The organism is Streptomyces sp. NPDC001606 (assembly GCF_053596835.1).
This window is the reverse complement of the sequence record NZ_JBSFHC010000002.1, coordinates 162,351-182,921: the sequence shown is the minus strand read 5'-3', so window position 1 is coordinate 182,921 and position 20,571 is coordinate 162,351. Positions and strand designations below refer to the sequence as shown.

The following is a 20,571-nucleotide window of genomic DNA, read 5'->3' as shown; positions in this document are numbered from 1 at the left end:
CGGCTCAGCCCTCCGTCTCGGTCCGCGCCGCCTGGAGCAGCTGGGCGGCCTCCGCGCACCGGGCGCGGACCGTCTCGTCGGCCTGGTCCGGCCCGTCCGCCGCGCCGGCGTCCGCGTAGGCCGCGAGCACGGCACGCGCGCGTGCCGCCGCTGCCGCTGGACGCCCCAGGTCCGCTTCCAGCCAGCCCGCCCCCAGCTCCGCGCCGGTACGGCTGTGCAGGCCGGCCGCGCCGAGCGCGCCGAACACCGCCACGGCCCGCTCCATCTGCTCCAGCGCCGCCTCGAAAACCTCCTGGATCACCGCGTCCTCGGCCTCCACGGCCTCCTCGCCCTCGCCGTCCGCCTCGGACGCCGAGCGGGCCAGCAGCTCCGCGAACTGCCGGTGGGTGTCGCCCAGTTCGGCACCGAGCTGGTCCCGGACGGCGGGCTCCGCCGTGGCCGCGAGCGCCGTCTCGCACTCCCGTACCGCGTCCGCCATCAGCGCCCGCGCACCCGCCGCACCCACGGCGCCGCGCAGCGCCAGCCAGGCGCGGGCCCGCAGCGAGCGGACCAGGAACTGGGGGTTGCCGAGCGCGCGCCACAGCTCGCCCGCGCGCCTGTAGGCCCGGTCCGCCTCCTCGGCGAGCCCGGCGTGGGCCAGCGAACCGGCGGCCAGATGGGCGAGCGTGGCGTGGTCCTGCTGCTCGGGCCAGTGCCGGGCGGTCTCGGCGGCCCGCAGCCACTGCCCGGCGGCCTCCCGGTGCTCGCCCAGCTCGGCCAGGCAGTCCCCGAGCCACCAGCGGGCCTGGACGACCGCGCCGTCGCCGTGCGTCTCGGCGCTCAGGTCGGCGAGCGCCGACTCCAGCACCTCGGCGGCCTCCGCGCACCGGCCCTGGCGCAGCAGGAAGCCGCCCAGCTGCTGCCGCGCCCAGGCCCCCACCGTGCCGCTCGCACCGGCCTCGTCGGCCCAGTGCGCGGCCTCGAGGGCGTGGTCCGCCGCCTCCTCGGCCGCGCCCCGGGAGCCGATCACCTCGGCGAGCTGGAGATGCAGCTGAGCCCGGCCGACCGGCTCCACATGCGCCCCGCCGTGCGCCAGGGCCGCCCGCAGCGCCCGCTCGGCCCCGGCGATGTCACCGGCCTGGTGGGCCAGCGCGGCGACCTGCACCTCGTACTCGACGGCGAACCAGGGCAGCCCGGCGCCCACATAGACGTCGGCCGCCTCCCGGAACAGCCGTGCCGCCCGCCCGGCGTCCCCGGTCAGCCCGGCCAGCTCGGCGAGCATCGCCCGCGCCTCGCCGTCCCGGGCGACCAGCCGCACATCGTCCCCGGCCCGCCCGCCGACCAGCGCGAGCACCTCCCGCACCGCGGCCTCGGCGGCGCCGACGGCGGCCTCGACGGCACCGTTCGCGCCTCGCTCGGCGGCCTGGTGCACCCGGCGCATCAGAGTCCGGGCCCGGCTCATCAGCACCGACGCGGTCTGGCGCACCCCGGTGGCCCCGTCGGCGTAGAGCGCCAGGACCTCGTCGTACAGGCCGGAGACCGTTGTCAGGGCCGCGTCGACCTCACCGCCCAGGGCCCGTATGTACGCGCCACGCGCGCGTGCCGCCAGCGCCTCACCGGGGTCGCCCGCCTCCGCGTACTCCGCGGCGGCCCGCTCGAACAGCTCGACGCCCTCGGGACCGCGGGCCATCGCCTCGTGGTCGGTCAGCTCCGCACGGTCGCGCGCGGCCAGCTGTACACCCTCGGCGGCCCGCGCCACCGCCGCCCACGCCTCGAGAGCGTTCGGCTGCAACGTGTCCGACATCCGCCGCGCCTCGGCCAGCAGGGCGGCCAGGTCGGCCTCGGCGGGCACCGGCCCGGCGGCCGGCGGCGCGACCACGGGCGCCGCGGCCGGCCGTGCCGTACGCACGCCCAGCGGGAGCCGCTCCACCAGCGGACGCTGCGCCATGCGCGCGCGTACCCGGTCGCCGACGGACGAGGTGCCGTTGCGGCGGTCGAACCGCTCCGCCAGCTCCAGCGCCTCCGCACGCGCGTGCGTGGCGAGTTCACCGGCGGTCCAGGTCCGCCCGGCCGGGCCCGGCACCCGCCGCGCGCCGAGCCCCAGCCCGGTCAGCCGCTCCATCAGCAGCGCCACCACCGCCAGGAACTCCAGCCGGCTGCGCGGATGCCCGGTGTCCGTGAAGTACGCGGGCCGCTCGGCGAGCAGTTCCAGACCGCGCGCCTCGTTGCCGGTCAGCGCGCAGAACTCCACATGGTCCGCGTACGCGCCCCGCATGCTCTCCATCGCCCGGACCAGCCGGAAACCCCGCAGATGGTGGGCGCGGGCCTCGTCCACGCGGCCCAGGCGCAGCAGCGGCGCCAGCGAGGAGGCGAGCACGGTGTGCGGCTCGTGCGCACAGGCGAACTCGCCCTCCAGCACCGGCTGCCACAGCCGCAGCGCCTCCTCGTCCCGGCCCCGCTCGGCCTGCCAGAAGCCCTGCCCGTGCAGCTCGCAGGCGTGACAGTCGGCCATCTGGTCCCGGTCGGCGGCCAGCCAGGCGGCGTACGCCCGCTCGGCGCGCGGCACATCCCCGAGATGCGCGGCCACACTGAACTCGGCGCCACGCACGGCCCGTTCGGAGTACCCGGCGAGCCGGTAGCGGTGCTCCATCTCGCCGAGCCACTTCTCGATCGAGGCGAGCGGGATGTGCGGCTGGTCCAGCATGCCCGCCGACATCCACTTGAAGGCCCAGTGCAGGGAATGCGTCTCGTACTCGTCGAAGTCCTCCGGCCGTTCGTCCCACATGCGCAGCAGCCGCGCGAACGGGACGAACATCTTCGCCTTCTCGGAGCTGTAGTTGTAGACCTTCAGCTGATGCCCGAGTGCCTCGATCACGGCGAGCGGCACCTCCAGCCGCTCGGCCTCGGCGAGCAGCTCCTCCGCGCGCGCGTTGCGGGCCGGGCCCTCCGGCTGCTCGGAGTTCTCCGCCATCGCCCGGCGCAGCGCGTCGAAGTCCGCGATCTCACCCATCAGCTGCCGTTCTCCCCATGCGTGGCCCACTCCAGAAGGCCGATGAACGCCCGGTTGAGCAGCGCCGAGTCGGCCGGCCGCAACGGCCGCTGCGCCCTCAGCAGCGCCTGCCCGTACAGCGACTCGGTCGCCGTGCCGATCAGCTCCGGGTCGCCGAGCGAACCGATCCTGCGGACCAGCGGGTTGAGGTGGTTGAGCACCAGCCGCGCGCGCGGTGCGCTGTCGCGCAGCGAGCCCAGGATGCCCGCCCACAGGTCGTCGGCCTGCTCCTCGGCCGCCGCGCGGGCCTGCTCGTGCCGGGCGGCCCGGTCGTCCAGATGCAGCGCGGGCACCGACAGCGGATGGAAGGCCCGCAAGACGACGTCACAGCCCAGCGGGTCGAGCCTGGCCCGCGCGGCCGCCAGGAACCCGGCCAGCGCCAGCTCCTCGGCCGTGTCCACCGGGTCCAGATGCGCGGTCACGGTGTCCGCGTCCAGCTCGGCGACCACCGTCCCGGGCCGCACCCGGGGCAGCGCCTCGACCAGCTCGCTGTCGTACGTGTAGCCGCCGTTGACCACCCCGACCCCCTGCGCTGAGGCGATCGGCGCGACCTGCCGGAACTCCTCGACGGTCCGGGTGAAGTGCACCACCCGGTGCCGCTGGGCGAACTCCTCCAGGGACAGCTGGCCGTCCGTCGTCTCGAACGGCAGCCACGGCAGCATCGTGCGCAGCATGTCGCCGTCGTGCCGGGCGAGCGACTTCACGCCCAGGTGGTGCACGGAGAGGAACGCGGCCAGCCGCTCCGGGTCCCCGGCGGCGAGGCCGGTCAGCCAGGACCGGATCCGCTCCCCGAGCGCCTCCCGCACGGCGGCCAGCGTCTCGTCCTCGTACAGCGCCTCGCGCGAGGCGGTCGGCCGCAGGCTGTCGGTGTCCAGCACACAGCGCACGAAGAACGCCCAGTCGGGCAGCAGCTGTTCGGCGCGCTCGGTGAGCAGCATGCCCTTCAGATGCACCCGGTGGGTCGCCCGCTGGGCCGGGCTCACGGCCGACGGCAGCACGTACGCCACCCCGCGGACACCGGCCAGCGGCACGTCCAGGGAGACCGAGTCCAGCGGGGTGAACCCGAACAGCTCCTGGCAGTGCCGGGCGAGCGCCACGCGGCGTGCGGCGGGGCTCGGATAGGGCCGGTCCCAGGGCGCGGGCAGGTCGGTGACCGGCTGCCCGTCCACCTGGACGTCGTACGGCAGCAGCGAGCCGAAGTCCCGGGCCAGCCGGCGCACCCGCTCCGGGGCCAGCCACTCCGCGGCGCCGGCCCGCGCGGTCAGATACACCGTCGTGCCCGGCTCGGGCCGCTCGGCGTCCGGCAGGGTGCGCACGGTGTACGACCCGTCGTCCCGCGCCGTCCACTCCACCGGCGCCGCCCCGGGCGTCCGGGCGCTGCGGCTGACCACCCGGATCCGCTCGGCGACCAGGAAGCAGGCGAGCAGGCCGATGCCGAACTGGCCGAGGAAGCCCGAGCGGGCCTCCTGGAGCTCCTCGGCCCGCTTGGAGCTGCGGCCGATGGTGGCCAGCAGGCTGTGCACATCGGCCTCGGTGAGCCCGACACCGCTGTCCTCCACCCGCAGCGCGCCCTGTGCCGTGTGCAGCCGGACCAGCGCCGGGGCGTCCGGCTGCCCGTCCCGCCGGGCGGTGATCGCGTCCACGGCGTTCTGGAGCAGCTCGCGCAGGTAGACCTTGGGGCTGGAGTACAGGTGATGGGAGAGCAGGTCCACGAGACCACGCAGGTCGACCTGGAACGTGTGGGGTGGGTGGGGTGACTGGGATGCCTGGGCTGGCTGTGGGATCTGGGAGTCCATCGTCACTGCGCCGGGGGAGGAGCGCGTGCGGCGCGGGGTCGGGCGGTCCCGGCTGGGGCGGTGACCGCGAAGGATGGCCGGAGCGCGCCATCCTAGGCCCGGAGCACTCCGCCTGACCAGGGGTTTCCCCAGGTTCCCGGCCGTGCGGACGGAAAGCCGCGGGGCAGCGTGTACGGCATTGTCAGTGGCGTGGTGTGCAATGGATCTCGTGCCCGCACTGGAAGAACCACTGAAGAAGGTGCTCGGCCCCGCCACCGCCAAGGTGATGGCCGAGCATCTCGGCCTGCACACCGTCGGCGACCTCCTGCACCACTACCCGCGCAGATACGAGGAGCGCGGCCAGCTCACCCACCTCGCCGACCTCCCCATGGACGAGCACGTCACGGTGGTCGCCATGGTCGCCGACGCCCGCCTGCACTCCTTCGCCTCCGCCAAGGCGCCCCGCGGCAAGGGCCAGCGCCTGGAGGTGACCATCACCGACGGCAGCGGCCGGCTCCAGCTGGTCTTCTTCGGCAACGGCGTGCACAAGCCGCACAAGGAGCTGCTGCCGGGCACCCGCGCGATGTTCGCCGGCAAGGTCTCCGTCTTCAACCGCCGACTCCAACTCGCCCATCCCGCCTATGAGTTGCTGCGCGGGGACGGCGAGGAAGCGGTCGAGACCTGGGCCGGCGCGCTGATCCCCATCTACCCGGCCACCGCCAAACTGGAGTCCTGGAAGATCGGCAAGGCGGTCCAGACGGTCCTGCCCAGCGCCCAGGAGGCCCTCGACCCGCTGCCGCCCGCGCTGCGCGAGGGCCGCGGGCTGCTCCCCCTCCCCGAGGCCCTGCTCAAGATCCACCGCCCGCACACCAAGGCCGACATCGCCGACGCCCGCGCCCGCCTGAAGTGGGACGAGGCCTTCGTGCTCCAGGTCGCCCTGGCCCGCCGCCGGCACGCCGACACCCTGCTCCCGGCCGTACCCCGCCGCCCCGGACCGGACGGCCTGCTCGCGGCCTTCGACGACCGCCTGCCCTTCACCCTCACCGAGGGCCAGCAGAAGGTCTCCCGCGAGATCTTCGCCGACCTCGCCACCGAACACCCCATGCACCGGCTCCTCCAGGGGGAGGTGGGTTCCGGCAAGGCCCAGCCGCTGGACTCGCTCGTGCTCACCCCGCGCGGTTTCCGGCGCATGGGCGAGCTGGAGGTGGGCGACGAGGTCGTCGTGCCGTCCGGCGAGACCGCGCCGGTCGACGGAATCTTCCCGCAGGGGGAGCGGGACGTGTGGCGCCTCGTGCTGACCGACGGAAGCGCGGTGGAGTGCGACGACGAACACCTCTGGATCGTCGGCACGCGGCGCGGCCGGGACAGCGGCGAGCCCCCCGAGGTGCTGACCACCCGAGCCATCAGGGACGACCTGCTGGAGGCGGACGGATCGCCGAAGTGGCACATCCCGCCGGCCACCCCCGTGGACCTCGGCGACGGCTCCCCGCTCCCCGCGGACCCCTACCGCTTCGGGCGCGGCCTCGGCGACGGCTCCGTCCCGCCCGGCCCGCGGCCCGTTCCCGACGCGTTCAAGAACACCTCGGTCAAGAACCGCCTCGCCCTCCTCCAGGGGCTCATGGACACCCTCGGCACGGTGGACCGGGACGGGACCGGCGCCTTTCTCGCCACCGACTCCCAGCCGCTGGCGGACGACGTGGCCTGGCTCGTGCGCTCCCTGGGCGGCCGGGCCCGGGTGCTGGCACGGCAGGCCGGGTTCCACGTCTCCGTGGAACTGCCCGAGGACCACCCCCCGTTCCGGCTCAGCCCCCACGCCGCCCGGCTGCGCCCGCACCCCGGGGCTGGCGCCCTGAGCCGCGGCATCCGGGCCGTCGAGCACGTGGGGCGCAAACCGGTCCAGTGCATCAGCGTCGCCCATCGCAGCCACGCCTACGTCACCGACCACTTCACGGTGACCCACAACACGATGGTGGCCCTGCGCGCCATGCTCGCCGTGGTCGACGCCGGCGGCCAGGCGGCCATGCTCGCGCCCACCGAGGTCCTCGCCCAGCAGCACCACCGCTCCATCACCGAGATGATGGGCGACCTGGCCGAGGGCGGGATGCTGGGCGGCGCCGAGCGCGCCACCAAGGTCGTACTGCTCACCGGATCGATGGGGACGGCCGCACGCCGACGGGCGATGCTGGACCTGGCCACCGGCGAGGCCGGCATCGTCGTCGGCACCCACGCCCTGATCGAGGACAAGGTCCAGTTCCACGACCTCGGCCTGGTCGTCGTGGACGAACAGCACCGCTTCGGCGTCGAGCAGCGCGACGCCCTGCGCGGCAAGGGCAAACAGCCCCCGCACCTCCTCGTCATGACCGCCACCCCCATCCCGCGCACGGTCGCCATGACCGTCTTCGGCGACCTGGAGACCTCCGTCCTCGACCAGCTCCCGGCCGGCCGCTCCCCGATCGCCACCCATGTCGTACCGGCCGCCGACAAGCCCCACTTCCTCGCCCGCGCCTGGGAGCGCATCCGCGAGGAGGCCGAGGCCGGTCACCAGGCGTACGTGGTCTGCCCGCGCATCGGCGACGAGGAGGAGGACCCGAAGAAGGCCCGACAGAAGTCCCCCGAGGACGAGGCCGAGAAGCGCCCGCCGCTCGCCGTCCTGGACGTCGCCGAACAGCTGCGCCGCGGCCCCCTCCAGGGCCTGACGGTGGAGGTCCTGCACGGCCGGATGCACCCCGACGACAAGGACGCCGTGATGCGCCGCTTCGCCGCCGGCGAGACGGACGTCCTGGTCGCCACCACCGTCATCGAGGTCGGCGTGAACGTCCCCAACGCCACCGCCATGGTGATCATGGACGCCGACCGCTTCGGCGTCTCCCAGCTCCACCAGCTGCGCGGCCGGGTGGGCCGTGGCTCGGCCCCCGGGCTGTGCCTCCTGGTCACCGAGATGCCCGAGGCCAGCCCCGCCCGCCAGCGCCTGGGCGCGGTCGCCGCCACCCTCGACGGCTTCGAACTCTCCCGGATCGACCTCGAACAGCGCCGCGAGGGCGACGTCCTCGGCCAGGCCCAGTCCGGCGCCCGCTCCAGCCTCCGCGTCCTCGCGGTCATCGAGGACGAGGAGGTCATCGCGGAGGCCAGGGAGGAGGCGACGGCCCTGGTGGCGAGCGACCCGGACCTGGAGCAGCTGCCGGGGCTGCGGACGGCGCTGGACGCCCTGCTGGACGAAGAGCGGGAGCAGTACCTGGAAAAGGGCTGAAGGAGACCTACCCAGGGGCGCGCCGAACCGCGCGACCAGCCACAATGAACGCAAAGCCGCTCACGAAGAAGGACCCCACATGACCCGCGTGATCGCCGGCCGGGCCGGCGGACGGCGCCTCTCGGTACCCCCCGGCACCGGGACCCGCCCCACCTCCGACCGGGCCCGCGAAGGTCTCTTCTCCACCTGGCAGTCCCTGTTGGGCGGCCCCCTGGACGGGGAACGGGTCCTCGACCTCTACGCCGGCTCGGGCGCCGTGGGCCTGGAAGCCCTCTCCCGGGGCGCGAGCCACACCCTCCTCGTCGAAGCCGACGGCCGCGCGGCGCGAGTCGTCCGGGAGAACGTGAGGAACCTGGGCCTTCCCGGCGCCGAGGTCAGAGCGGGCAAAGCGGAACAGGTCATCAGGACGCCGGCCCCCGAAGACCCGTACGACCTGGTCTTTCTCGACCCGCCGTACGCCGTCACGGACGACGATCTTCGGGAGATTCTGCTCACACTCCACTCGGAGGGCTGGCTCGCTGAGCAAGCGCTCGTCACCGTGGAGCGCAGCACCAGAGGCGGTGAATTCCGGTGGCCGGACGGGTTCGAACCGATCCGGTCCCGCCGCTACGGCGAGGGAACGTTTTGGTACGGTCGCGCCGCCTCTACGTGCGAAGACGCACGATGACCGGACCGGAGAGCGAGGGATCACAAGTGCGCCGCGCCGTATGCCCCGGGTCGTTCGACCCGATCACCAACGGACACCTCGACATCATCGCCCGGGCCTCTCGGCTCTACGACGAGGTCTACGTCGCGGTGATGATCAACCAGTCCAAGAAGGGCCTCTTCGAGATCGAGGAGCGGATCGAGCTGATCCGCGAGGTCACCGCCGACTACGCCAACGTCCGGGTCGAGGCCTTCCACGGCCTGCTGGTCGACTTCTGCAAGCAGCGCGACATCCCCGCCATCGTCAAGGGCCTGCGCGCCGTCAGCGACTTCGACTACGAACTCCAGATGGCCCAGATGAACAACGGCCTGACCGGCGTGGAAACGCTGTTCGTGCCCACCAACCCCACGTACAGCTTCCTGTCCTCCTCGCTCGTCAAGGAGGTCGCGGCCTGGGGCGGCGACGTCTCCCACCTGGTGCCGGCCCCGGTCCTCGAGGCCCTGAACACGCGCCTGCGCCGGGACTGATGGGGCTACAGTCGTCCCGTCCGTCTCCAACCCGGCTGTAGAGAGTGGCGAGCACAGGTGGACGTGCAGAAGAAGCTCGACGAGATCGTCTCCGCGGTCTCCGGCGCCCGTTCCATGCCCATGTCGGCGTCGTGCGTGATCAACCGCGCCGAGCTGCTCGCGATGCTGGAAGAGCTGCGCCAGGCGCTGCCCGGCTCCCTCGCGCAGGCGCAGGAGCTGATCGGCGACCGTGAACAGATGGTCGAGCAGGCCCGGCTGGAGGCCGAGCGGATCATCGAGAACGCGCACGCCGAGCGCGGCTCGCTGATCTCCGACACCGAGATCGCCCGCCGCTCCCAGGCCGAGGCCGACCGGATCCTCGCCGAGGCCCGCAAGGAGGCCGAGGAGGTCCGCGCGGAGGCCGACGACTACGTCGACTCCAAGCTCGCCAACTTCGAGGTCGTCCTCACCAAGACCCTCGGCTCGGTCGGCCGCGGCCGCGAGAAGCTGCTCGGCACCGGCCCCGGCGTGGACGAGAACGGCTACGAGGACGAGGACGCCCCCGAGCGCAGCCACGACCCGGAGACCCTGCGGCACAACGCCGACCAGTACGTCGACGCCAAGCTCGGCGCCTTCGAGGCGGTCCTCGCCAAGACCCTGGAGGCCGTCGGCCGCGGCCGGCAGAAGCTGCACGGCCGGATCGCCACGGACGACCTCGGCGCGCTCGCCGACGACACCACGACCTTCCAGCACTCCAGCGACGCCGACTACCTCGCCGACCTCGCGGCCCTCGCCGAGCAGGACACCCCGGCCGAGCGCCCGGACCGGCAGCAACAGCAGCCGCCGCAGCCGTCGTACGACCCGCAGCCCGCCTACGCGTCGTACGAGCAGCAGCAGCCCGACCCCTACGGCGGCTTCCCGCAGCAGCCCGCCTACGGCCAGCAGGACCCCTACGGCTACCAGCAGGCCGACCCCTACGCCTACCAAGGCGGCTACGACCCCCAGCAGGCCGCCTACACGCCTCAGCAGCCCCACGAGCCCCACCAGGCCCCGCAGCAGCCCCAAGCGGGCTATGCGGCCCTGGACGAGACCAGCCTCTTCGACACGAGCATGATCAGCGCGGAGCAGCTGCGCGCCTACGAGCAGGGCCGGGGCCTGTAGCCCGGGGCGGCCGGCACCCGATTGGGCCCAGAGCGAAAGGTCCAGTATCCTGGCTGTTCGGTCGCGTGTACGTCCGCGATCAGCGCTGCCCGCAGACACCGGCGGGTGGCGTCCCTTCGAGTTCGAAGATCGAAAGCAGGAATGGCTCCCAACGCCCGCCTTGACCACCGCAACCCCCTCGTGATCGACACGCACGAGCTGGGCCGGCGTCCTGGCGCGCTGCAGCGCCTGACCCGCGAGATCGACGCTCCCCGGGATCTCGGGATCCAGGGAGTCGTCGGAGTGCCGGAAGGCGCCCCGATGGAGCTCGAACTCCGACTCGAGTCGGTCATGGAAGGGGTGCTTGTCACAGGCACCGCCCGTGCAACGGCCGAGGGGGAGTGCGTAAGGTGTCTGGAGCCGGTCGAGCTGGAGCTCGATGCGGACTTCCAGGAGATGTTCTCGTACCCTGACGCCGACGACCGGGGCCGCGTGATCGCGGAACCGGGCGACGACGCCGAGGACGACGAGGACAGGCTCTTCATCGAGGACGGTCTGATCGACCTCGAACCTGTGCTGCGTGATGCGGTGGTGCTCGCACTGCCGATGCAGCCGGTGTGCCAGGAAGACTGCCCGGGTCTGTGCTCCGAGTGCGGAGCCCGGCTCGCGGACGACCCGGACCACCACCACGATGCCGTCGACATCCGTTGGGCGGCTTTGCAGGGACTCGCCGGTTCGAAGACGGACGGCGAGAAGGACGAGATGAGCGGCGCCGAAGCGGGCGTCGACGAGAAGCAGGAGAAGTAGCCGTGGCTGTTCCGAAGCGGAAGATGTCGCGCAGCAACACGCGCCACCGCCGGTCGCAGTGGAAGGCTGCGGTCCCCACCCTGGTTGCGTGCGAGCGCTGCCACGAGCCGAAGCAGCAGCACATCGCGTGCCCGTCTTGCGGCACCTACAACAAGCGCCAGGTCCTCGAAGTCTGAGCGGGCTGGTGAGAGGCACTGTGTCCACGGCGAAGAAGAACGCTCCCCGCGTCAGCGGGGGTGGCCCGGTGGACAACCAGGCCTCGTCCCACACGCTTCTGGAAGGGCGGCTCGGCTACCAGGTCGAGTCCGCCCTTCTGGTGCGTGCGCTGACCCACCGTTCCTACGCGTACGAGAACGGCGGTCTGCCGACGAACGAGCGGCTGGAGTTCCTCGGTGACTCCGTCCTCGGTCTCGTCGTCACGGACACGCTGTACCGCACCCACCCCGACCTGCCCGAGGGCCAGCTGGCCAAGCTGCGGGCCGCGGTGGTCAACTCGCGTGCGCTGGCGGAGGTCGGCCGTGGCCTCGACCTGGGCTCCTTCATCCGGCTCGGCCGGGGCGAAGAGGGCACGGGCGGCCGGGACAAGGCATCCATTCTCGCCGACACCCTGGAAGCGGTGATCGGCGCGGTCTATCTCGACCAGGGCCTCGACGCGGCCTCCGAACTGGTGCACCGCCTGTTCGACCCGCTGATCGAGAAGTCCTCCAACCTCGGCGCAGGCCTGGACTGGAAGACATCCCTTCAGGAGCTGACCGCGACCGAGGGACTCGGCGTGCCCGAGTACCTGGTCACGGAGACCGGCCCCGACCACGAGAAGACCTTCACTGCTGCCGCCCGCGTCGGGGGCGTCTCGTACGGCACCGGCACCGGCCGCAGCAAGAAGGAGGCGGAGCAGCAGGCCGCCGAGTCCGCCTGGCGGTCCATCCGGGCCGCGGCGGACGAGCGAGCCAAGGCAGCCAAGGCGGCCGAGGAGGCCGCCCGGGACGACGCCTCGTCGTCCGCCACCGCCTGACCTGTTCCGAGCAGGTCCCGAGCAGTACCGAGCGCCCGCTCCGAGCCCCTGACGGCACCGGAGCGGGCGCTCGGCTCATCCACCGGTTCGTCACGGGGGTTCACGATGCCCGAGTTGCCCGAGGTCGAGGTCGTACGACGCGGACTGGAGCGGTGGGCCGCCCACCGCACGGTCGCCGAGGTCGAGGTGCTGCACCCGCGCGCCGTACGCCGGCACCTGGCCGGCCCGGACGACTTCGCGCACCGGCTCAAGGGACAGCACATCGGCGCTCCGCGGCGGCGCGGCAAGTACCTGTGGCTGCCGCTGGAGGAGACGAACCAGTCGGTCCTCGCCCATCTCGGCATGAGCGGCCAGCTGCTGGTGCAGCCGCACGACGCGCCGGACGAGAAGCACCTGCGGATCCGGATCCGGTTCGCCGACTCCCTCGGCACCGAGCTGCGCTTCGTGGACCAGCGCACCTTCGGCGGCCTCTCGCTGCACGACAACACCGAAGAAGGCCTGCCCGACGTCATCGCGCACATCGCCCGCGACCCCCTCGATCCGCTGTTCGACGACGACGCCTTCCATCAGGCGCTGCGCCGCAAGCGGACCACGGTCAAACGGGCCCTGCTGGACCAGTCGCTGATCAGCGGGGTCGGCAACATCTACGCGGACGAGGCGCTGTGGCGCGCCCGCATCCACTACGAGCGGCCCACCGCCCACTTCACCCGCCCGGTCACCGCCGAACTCCTCGGCCACATCAGGGACGTGATGAACGCGGCCCTCGCCGAGGGCGGCACCAGCTTCGACAGCCTGTACGTCAACGTCAACGGCGAGTCGGGCTACTTCGACCGCTCCCTGGACGCCTACGGCCGGGAGGGCCTGCCCTGCCGCCGCTGCGGTACGCCGATGCGCCGCCGCCCCTGGATGAACCGCTCCAGCTACTTCTGCCCCACCTGCCAGCGGCCGCCCCGCCCCCGCCCGGCCGGCCGGGGCTGAGGGGAGCGAGCGGCGCCGGTTCCGGCGGGGAGTGACCTCCCGCTGCGGCTGCCGGCCGGCGTGGGCCTACGCCTGACGGCCGTCGTAGGCCTCGCGGGAGGCCAGTACCTCGTCCATGGCGCCCTCCACGCAGTGGATGAGCGCGAGCAGCCGCTCGGCGACCTGGCGGCCGAGGGGGGTGAGTTCGTAGTCCACCCGGGGCGGGTTGGTCGGCTGGGCCTCGCGGTGCACCAGGCCGTCGCGCTCCAGCGCGTGCAGCGTCTGGGACAGCATCTTCTCGCTCACCCCGTCCACGCGGCGGCGCAGCTCGTTGAAGCGCAGCGAACCCTCGTACAGCGCGCCGAGCGTCAGTGCGCCCCAGCGCCCCGTGACGTGCTCCAGGGTGCCGCGCGACGGGCAGGCCTTCGCGAAGACGTTGTAGGCGAGGTCCTCGTGGTCCTCGGCGGTGACCTCGGTGACGGGTTCTTCGGTGCGGGCGCTCATATCACAAGCCTACGCGAGCGCAGCGCTAACCGCCAGGTTGCACTAACCAAAAGTTAGTGCTTTCCTTTGGTCATCGCTTTGAGTCGTCCACCCGAGGAGTTGGAATTCCCATGACCACCCCTGTCGTTGCCATCGCGTACCACTCCGGCTTCGGCCACACCACCGTCCTCGCCGAGGCCGTCCGGGCCGGCGCCGCCGAGGCGGGTGCCGAGGTGCACCTGGTCAAGGTGGACGAGATCACCGACGAGCAGTGGGCGGTCCTGGACCGCGCCGACGCGATCGTCTTCGGCTCGCCCACCTACATGGGCACCGCGTCCGGCGCCTTCCACGCCTTCGCCGAGACCACCTCCGGCCGCTGGTTCACCCGCGCCTGGCAGGACAAGCTGGCCGCCGGCTTCACCAACTCGGCCTCGAAGAGCGGCGACAAGCTGCACACCCTCCAGTTCTTCCAGACCCTGGCCGCCCAGCACGGCATGCACTGGGTCAACCTCGGCCTGCTCCCCGGCTGGAGCAGCAGCGAAGCCTCCGAGAACGACCTCAACCGTCTCGGCTTCTTCAGCGGTGCCGCCGCGCAGAGCAACAACGACCAGGGTCCCGAGGGCGTCCACAAGGCCGACATAGCCACGGCCGAGCACCTGGGCCGCCGGGTCACCGAGACGGCCGCGGTCTTCGCCCGGGGCCGCGCGGCCGCGTAGTAGGCGGGGCGGGATCAGTACCCGAAGTCCTGCGTCCACCACGGCCCGCCCGGGCCGAAGTGCACGCCGACACCGAGGGTCTTGAACTCGCAGTTCAGGATGTTGGCGCGGTGGCCGGAGCTGTTCATCCAGGCATCCATCACGGCCGCCGCGTCGGCCTGCCCGCGGGCGATGTTCTCCCCACCGAGACCGGTGATGCCGGCCGCCGCGGCCCGGTCCCACGGCGTCCTGCCGTCCGGGTCGGTGTGGTCGAAGAAGTTCCGCGCGGCCATGTCGGCGCTGAACGCCTCCGCCAGCTTGGTCAGCGAGGAGTTCACCGCCAGGGCGCTGCACCCGGCCTTGGTCCGCTCCTCGTTGACGAGCTTGAACACCTCCGCCTCGGCGGCGGTCTGGGCCGAGACGGTCACCGGCACGGAGGTCACCGTGGGGACCGGGGGTGCCGCGGTCGCCGTACGCGAGGGGGTGCTCCGCGGCCGGCTGGGAGCGGCCGTCGGCTTCGTGGAGGCCGCCGGCTTCTTCGAGGACGCCGGCTTCTTCGAGGGCGTCGCCGAGGCCGACCTGGACGCCGTCTTCGAGGGCGAGGCGGAGGGGGAAGCGGAGGGCGAAGCCGAAGGTGACGCCGAGGGTGACGCCGAGGGTGACGCCGAGGGGGAGGACGACGGGGAAGCGGACGGGCCGGTGGCCGACGGGGAGGACGACGGGGACGCCTTGGCGCCGCCGCCCGCCGCCGGGCCGGTCCCGCCGGCCGCGCTGCCCGAGGTACCGCCCTGCTGGGTGGCCGTGTTGCCGGGCGAGACGGTGGTTCGTATTCGCTCGCCGCCGGTGGCGTGCGTGCCACCGCCGAGCCGGTAGTTCTCCAGGCCGGGCATGAAGCCCGTGGCCGCCGCGGCCGTGCCGATGGCGAGGGCCGCGGTCACGCCGAGCAGGCCCGCGCGCACCGGCCGCCCGGGACGCCACGGGCGCCGGCCGCCGGCCGGGCCGCCGGGCGCGCCGGTGGCCGCCGCGGGCTCGTCGTCCGTCGCGAACAGATAGGCCGTGCTCCTGGCGGTGACCTCCGCGTAGCCCTCCGGGAGCAGGTACGGGGTGCTGCGCGCGGCCGGCTGCTCAGCCCCGGCCGGGTGCTGCGGATCGGCCGGGTGCTGCGGGTCGTCGCCTGCCGTGGTGGAGCGGTCCGGGTGCGTGGCCCCCGTGGCGCGGCCCGTGGCGGCGCGGCCGGCGGCGGAGCGTCGGTGGCGTCCCATGTCCTTGCCCTCTTCCTCGTGCTCGCGGGCGACCCGGTACCTGCGCGGCGAGTGACTCCCGGGGACCCCCTCCGGACTCCCTACGGTCCACCCGGCTCACTCGACCGAGTGAATTTGCGTGTGCGACTCAATGGGTCGGGACGGTACCCCATGGCGCCGGGGGACGACGTGTCCCGGACGACACCGGGCGGTTAGGTTGCACCCATGAGCGAGGATGTACGACTGGTCGCCTGGGTGCGTGGACACGTGCAGGGCGTGGGATTTCGCTGGTTCACCCGGGCCAAGGCGCTGGAGATCGGCGGCCTGAGTGGTTTTGCTCTCAATTTGGCCGACGGCCGGGTCCAGGTGGTCGCCGAGGGCTCCCGGGAGGGCTGTGAGGGGCTGCTCGACTGGCTCCAGAGTGACGACACGCCCGGCCGCGTGGACGGCGTCACCGAGATCTGGGACACACCCCGCGGCGGCTACGACGGCTTCGCCGTGCGCTGATCCGGTACCGCGCGGCGGCGCCGCCCGGCGTGCGGCGGACCACCGGGGGCGCTCGCCGTCCGGGGAAACGACCTGGTGGTTGCCAAGAACGACGTCTCGTGGCAGGCTCCGCTGGTACAGCTGATCGCCACGCCCTCAAGGCCCCGGACGAGTCGCAGCGCCGCCGTTCTGAAGGCAGCGCCCCGGGTTTGCCCGTCAATACAGGGCGTGATCGTGTTGACCGTCAAACTTTTTGGTGAGACGCTGAAAGCCCCGCGCACCTTAGCTGTTTGGCATGGAGCAACAGCAGAGCAACACCCGGATGTGCCAAGCACCGCGGGTGCAAATCCCTCACGACCCACACCGCATCGGTCGGTCACTCAGTGTGGAGGACCATCCATCATGGCAAAGGCGCTTCTCGGTTACGTCGGCGGCTCCGACCCTCGACTCCTCGCCGAGATGCGACGGTTGCAGCAGCGCGTACAGGACCTGGAGTCCGAGCTGGTCCGGATCCAGGCGGAGAACGAAGCGCTGGCGGCTGCCGCCTCTCAGGAGAGGATCATGGAGAGCATCGACGCACACCAGGCGGAGCCTGCGCTCACCTGATCACTGCATCGCTCCACAACAGCAGTCGCTGTGGTCGGGCTGCCCGTATCAACCGCTCAGTTGATCGGACGACCGCAACCCGGTCGTCACAGTTGCAAGGGACGCTTCGGCGTCCCTTCCTTCTTTCTTTCCCCCGCGCATCCTTTCACCCTCTTTAACGTACGGTGTGCCCTCCCTGTTCACTGGCGAAACCGCGCGGTTGCGAGGGTTCATGGAGTGAGATAGCGGCGGCGGGTAGAGTGCCCCGGCGTGCACCTCAAGGCCCTGACCCTCCGTGGCTTCAAGTCGTTCGCCTCGGCGACCACGCTCCGGTTCGAGCCCGGCATCACCTGCGTGGTCGGCCCGAACGGCTCGGGCAAGTCCAACGTCGTGGACGCGCTCAGCTGGGTCATGGGCGAGCAGGGCGCCAAGTCGCTGCGCGGGGGCAAGATGGAGGACGTCATCTTCGCCGGCACCACCGGCCGCCCGCCGCTGGGCCGGGCCGAGGTGTCGCTGACCATCGACAACTCCGACGGCGCGCTGCCCATCGAGTACGCCGAGGTCACCATCACGCGGATCATGTTCCGCAACGGCGGCAGCGAGTACCAGATCAACGGCGACACCTGCCGCCTGCTCGACATCCAGGAACTCCTCTCCGACTCCGGCATCGGCCGCGAGATGCATGTCATCGTCGGCCAGGGCCAGCTCGACTCCGTTCTGCACGCCGACCCGATGGGCCGCCGCGCCTTCATCGAGGAGGCCGCCGGCGTCCTCAAGCACCGCAAGCGCAAGGAGAAGGCGCTGCGCAAGCTGGACGCGATGCAGGCCAACCTCGCGCGCGTGCAGGACCTCACCGAGGAGCTGCGCCGCCAGCTCAAGCCGCTCGGCCGGCAGGCGGCGGTGGCCCGCCGGGCCGCCGTCATCCAGGCGGACCTGCGGGACGCCCGGCTCCGGCTGCTCGCCGACGACCTGGTACGACTGCGCGCGGCCCTGCAAGCCGAGATCGCCGACGAGGCGGCCCTGAAGGAGCGCAAGGAGGCGGCCGAACAGGAGCTGCGCAAGGCCGCGCACCGCGAGGCCCGGCTGGAGGACGAGGTACGGCGGCTCACGCCCCGGCTGCAACGCGCCCAGCAGACCTGGTACGAGCTGTCCCAGCTGGCCGAACGCGTCCGGGGCACCGTCTCGCTGGCCGACGCCCGGGTGAAGAGCGCCACCTCCGCGCCCCTCGAGGAGCGGCGCGGCCGGGACCCCGAGGACCTGGAGCGCGAGGCCGCCCGGATCCGGGAACAGGAGGCCGAGCTGGCGGCGGCCCTGGAAGCGGCCCAGCGCGCGCTCGACGACACCGTCGCCCACCGCGCCGAACTGGAGCGCGAGCTGGCCGTGGAGGAACGCCGCCTGAAGGACGTCGCCCGCGCCATCGCCGACCGCCGCGAGGGCCTGGCCCGGCTGTCCGGGCAGGTGAACGCGGCCCGCTCGCGCGCCGCCTCCGCCCAGGCCGAGATCGACCGGCTGGCCACCGCCCGCGACGAGGCCCGGGAACGCGCGGTGCGCGCCCAGGAGGAGTACGAGGCGTTGCAGGCCGAGGTCGACGGCCTGGACGCCGACGACGCGGACCTGGCCGAGCGGCACGAGACGGCCAAGCGGCAGCTGACGGCGGCGGAAGCGGCGCTGAGCGCGGCCCGGGAGGCGGCCACCGCGGCCGAGCGCACCCGCGCCGCCACCCAGGCCCGCCACGAGGCCCTGGCGCTCGGCCTGCGCCGCAAGGACGGCACCGGCATACTGCTCGGCGCCCGCGACCGCCTCACCGGGATCCTGGGCCCGGCGGCGGAACTCCTGTCGGTCACCCCGGGCTACGAGGTCCCGCTGGCGGCGGCTTTCGGCGTGGCGGCGGACGCGATCGCCGTGGCGAACCCCGCAGCAGCGGCCGAGGCGATCCGTCTGCTGCGCAAGCAGGACGGGGGACGAGCGGCACTGCTGCTGGCGGGCTCCGGGGAGCCGACGCCGGGGGCAGCGCCCCCACGGGGCGCGACCAGCCACGACGAACCCGCGGCCGACCGACGACCCGGCACCCCCCTCCTCGCGGCAGACCTGGTCCGCGGCCCCGCCGAACTCCTTCCCGCCGTCCGCCGCCTCCTGCACGGCATCGCGGTCGTCGGCACCCTGGAAGACGCCGAGGACCTCGTCTACGCGCACCCCGAACTCACCGCCGTCACCGCCGAGGGCGACCTCCTCGGCGCCCACTTCGCGCACGGCGGCTCCGCCGGGGCACCGAGCCTGCTGGAGGTGCAGGCCTCCGTGGACCAGGCCGCGGCCGAGCTGGCCGAGCTGGCGGTGCGGTGCGAGGAGCTGGCCCAGGAGCAGCGCACGGCGGCCGAACGGCGCGCCGAGGCCGCGGCCCTGGTGGAGGAACTCGGGGAGCGGCGCCGTACCGCCGACCGGGAGAAGTCGGCCGTCGCCCAGCAGCTCGGCCGGCTCGCCGGACAGGCGCGCGCGGCCGCCGGGGAGGCCGAGCGGTCCACGGCCGCCGCCGCACGCGCGCAGGAGGCGCTGGAGGCGGCCGTCATGGAGGCCGAGGAGCTGGCCGAACGGCTGGCCGTGGCCGAGGAGATGCCCGTCGAGGAGGAGCCGGACACCTCGGTGCGGGACCGGCTGGCCGCCGACGGGGCGAACGCGCGGCAGACCGAGATGGAGGCCCGGCTCCAGGTCCGTACCCACGAGGAGCGGGTCAAGGGGCTGGCCGGGCGGGCCGACTCGCTGGACCGGGCCGCCCGTGCGGAACGCGAGGCACGCGCGCGTGCGGAGCAGCGCCGGGCCCGGCTGCGGCACGAGGCGGCCGTCGCGGAGGCCGTCGCCTCCGGCGCCCGGCAGCTGCTCGCCCATGTCGAGGTGTCCCTCACCCGCGCCGAGCAGGAACGGGCCGTCGCCGAGGCGGCCAAGGCCCGGCGCGAGCAGGAGCTGGCCGCCGCACGCACCGCCGGGCGCGAACTCAAGGCCGAACTCGACAAGTTGACGGATTCGGTCCACCGCGGCGAGGTACTCGGCGCCGAGAAGCGGCTGCGGATCGAGCAGCTGGAGACCAAGGCGCTGGAGGAGCTGGGTGTCGAGCCGGCGGGACTGGTGGCCGAGTACGGCCCGCACCAGCCTGTGCCGCCCTCGCCCCCCGCCGACGGCGAGCAGCTGCCCGACGACCCCGAGGACCCTCGCAACCAGCCGCGCCCCTTCGTCCGCGCCGAGCAGGAGAAGCGGCTGCGGGCCGCCGAGCGGGCCTACCAGCAGCTGGGCAAGGTCAACCCGCTGGCGCTGGAGGAGTTCGCGGCGCTGGAGGAGCGGCACAAGTTCCTCAGCGAGCAGCTGGCCGACCTGAAGAAGACCCGCGCGGACCTGCTCCAGGTGGTGAAGGAGGTCGACGAGCGGGTCGAGCAGGTCTTCACGGAGGCCTACCGGGACACGGCCCGCGAGTTCGAGGGTGTCTTCAGCCGGCTCTTCCCGGGCGGCGAGGGCCGGCTCGTGCTCACCGACCCGGACAACATGCTCACCACGGGCGTGGACGTCGAGGCCCGGCCGCCGGGCAAGAAGGTCAAGCGGCTGTCGCTGCTGTCCGGTGGGGAGCGCTCGCTGACGGCCGTCGCGCTGCTGGTGTCGATCTTCAAGGCCCGGCCGAGTCCGTTCTATGTGATGGACGAGGTGGAGGCGGCGCTGGACGACACCAATCTCCAGCGGCTGATCCGGATCATGCAGGAACTCCAGGAGGCCTCGCAGCTGATCGTGATCACCCACCAGAAGCGCACGATGGAGGTCGCCGACGCGCTCTACGGCGTGTCGATGCAGGGTGACGGTGTGTCAAAGGTCATCTCCCAGCGGCTCCGCTAGCCGCTTTTCAAGATCAATCCAAAGATCAGCTCACTCTGTGTTCACTTCTTGAACACAGAGCTACCGGGCATATCTGAAAACTCACAGCCGTTG

At 72.9% G+C, this 20,571-nt stretch carries 16 protein-coding genes; 12 read left to right on the top strand and 4 right to left on the bottom strand.

Going from position 1 to position 20,571, the window contains the following annotated elements; all coding sequences use genetic code 11:
* Positions 1–4: 4 nt before the first annotated feature.
* Positions 5–2,989: a tetratricopeptide repeat protein gene (locus tag ACWCV9_RS05195; RefSeq protein ID WP_450784365.1), complete on the bottom strand. Its 2,985-nt coding sequence runs from the start codon at positions 2,987–2,989 to the stop codon at positions 5–7.
* A complete protein-coding gene (locus ACWCV9_RS05190) occupies positions 2,989–4,824 on the bottom strand; it encodes an HSP90 family protein (RefSeq protein ID WP_450784364.1) in 1,836 nt (611 codons plus the stop codon). Before ACWCV9_RS05190 ends, ACWCV9_RS05195 begins: the two co-directional genes overlap by 1 nt.
* 199 nt (positions 4,825–5,023) lie before the next feature.
* On the opposite strand from ACWCV9_RS05190, the gene ACWCV9_RS05185 reads away from it, so the two are divergent.
* The 8 genes from ACWCV9_RS05185 to mutM all read left to right on the top strand — a co-directional run bounded on the left by ACWCV9_RS05185 (position 5,024) and on the right by mutM (position 13,139).
* Positions 5,024–8,050 (top strand): helicase-related protein, encoded by a 3,027-nt coding sequence (locus ACWCV9_RS05185; protein ID WP_450784363.1) that lies wholly within the window; start codon positions 5,024–5,026, stop codon positions 8,048–8,050.
* Between the two features lie 79 nt (positions 8,051–8,129).
* Positions 8,130–8,717 carry a 16S rRNA (guanine(966)-N(2))-methyltransferase RsmD gene (gene rsmD / locus ACWCV9_RS05180; RefSeq protein WP_450784362.1) on the top strand — a complete coding sequence of 196 codons (588 nt, stop codon included), beginning with the start codon at positions 8,130–8,132 and terminating at the stop codon, positions 8,715–8,717.
* Positions 8,718–8,743: 26 nt separating this feature from the next.
* Positions 8,744–9,223 carry a pantetheine-phosphate adenylyltransferase gene (coaD, locus tag ACWCV9_RS05175; RefSeq protein ID WP_450784361.1) on the top strand — a complete coding sequence of 160 codons (480 nt, stop codon included), beginning with the start codon at positions 8,744–8,746 and terminating at the stop codon, positions 9,221–9,223.
* Positions 9,224–9,280: 57 nt separating this feature from the next.
* On the top strand, positions 9,281–10,363 hold the full coding sequence (locus ACWCV9_RS05170) for a cell division initiation protein (RefSeq protein ID WP_450784360.1): 1,083 nt from the start codon (positions 9,281–9,283) through the stop codon (positions 10,361–10,363).
* 141 nt (positions 10,364–10,504) lie between these two features.
* Entirely contained in the window at positions 10,505–11,149 is a 645-nt protein-coding gene (locus ACWCV9_RS05165) for a YceD family protein (RefSeq protein ID WP_450784359.1), read from the top strand.
* 2 nt (positions 11,150–11,151) lie between these two features.
* Positions 11,152–11,325 carry a 50S ribosomal protein L32 gene (gene rpmF / locus ACWCV9_RS05160; protein WP_003951102.1) on the top strand — a complete coding sequence of 58 codons (174 nt, stop codon included), beginning with the start codon at positions 11,152–11,154 and terminating at the stop codon, positions 11,323–11,325.
* An 8-nt stretch (positions 11,326–11,333) separates the two neighbouring features.
* Positions 11,334–12,161: a ribonuclease III gene (rnc, locus tag ACWCV9_RS05155; RefSeq protein WP_450784358.1), complete on the top strand. Its 828-nt coding sequence runs from the start codon at positions 11,334–11,336 to the stop codon at positions 12,159–12,161.
* A gap of 105 nt (positions 12,162–12,266) precedes the next feature.
* Positions 12,267–13,139, top strand: a complete 873-nt coding sequence (gene mutM / locus ACWCV9_RS05150; RefSeq protein WP_385839734.1) for a bifunctional DNA-formamidopyrimidine glycosylase/DNA-(apurinic or apyrimidinic site) lyase — start codon at positions 12,267–12,269, stop codon at positions 13,137–13,139.
* Positions 13,140–13,205: 66 nt separating this feature from the next.
* Here the strand turns inward: mutM and ACWCV9_RS05145 are convergent, their stop codons facing one another.
* Positions 13,206–13,622: a winged helix-turn-helix transcriptional regulator gene (locus ACWCV9_RS05145; protein ID WP_450784357.1), complete on the bottom strand. Its 417-nt coding sequence runs from the start codon at positions 13,620–13,622 to the stop codon at positions 13,206–13,208.
* 110 nt (positions 13,623–13,732) lie between these two features.
* Between ACWCV9_RS05145 and ACWCV9_RS05140 the strand changes: the two genes are divergently transcribed.
* Positions 13,733–14,317, top strand: a complete 585-nt coding sequence (locus ACWCV9_RS05140; RefSeq protein ID WP_450784356.1) for an NAD(P)H-dependent oxidoreductase — start codon at positions 13,733–13,735, stop codon at positions 14,315–14,317.
* Positions 14,318–14,331: 14 nt separating this feature from the next.
* On the opposite strand, the gene ACWCV9_RS05135 is transcribed toward ACWCV9_RS05140, so the two are convergent.
* Positions 14,332–15,558, bottom strand: coding sequence for a CAP domain-containing protein (locus ACWCV9_RS05135; RefSeq protein WP_450784355.1), 1,227 nt, complete (start codon positions 15,556–15,558; stop codon positions 14,332–14,334).
* A 204-nt stretch (positions 15,559–15,762) separates the two neighbouring features.
* On the opposite strand from ACWCV9_RS05135, the gene ACWCV9_RS05130 reads away from it, so the two are divergent.
* From ACWCV9_RS05130 to smc, 3 genes are all read left to right on the top strand, one after another.
* Positions 15,763–16,044 carry an acylphosphatase gene (locus ACWCV9_RS05130; protein ID WP_450784354.1) on the top strand — a complete coding sequence of 94 codons (282 nt, stop codon included), beginning with the start codon at positions 15,763–15,765 and terminating at the stop codon, positions 16,042–16,044.
* Between the two features lie 381 nt (positions 16,045–16,425).
* Positions 16,426–16,629, top strand: a complete 204-nt coding sequence (locus ACWCV9_RS05125) for a hypothetical protein (RefSeq protein ID WP_385839728.1) — start codon at positions 16,426–16,428, stop codon at positions 16,627–16,629.
* 249 nt (positions 16,630–16,878) lie between these two features.
* A complete protein-coding gene (gene smc, locus ACWCV9_RS05120) occupies positions 16,879–20,478 on the top strand; it encodes a chromosome segregation protein SMC (RefSeq protein ID WP_450784353.1) in 3,600 nt (1,199 codons plus the stop codon).
* The last annotated feature ends 93 nt before the right edge of the window (positions 20,479–20,571 follow it).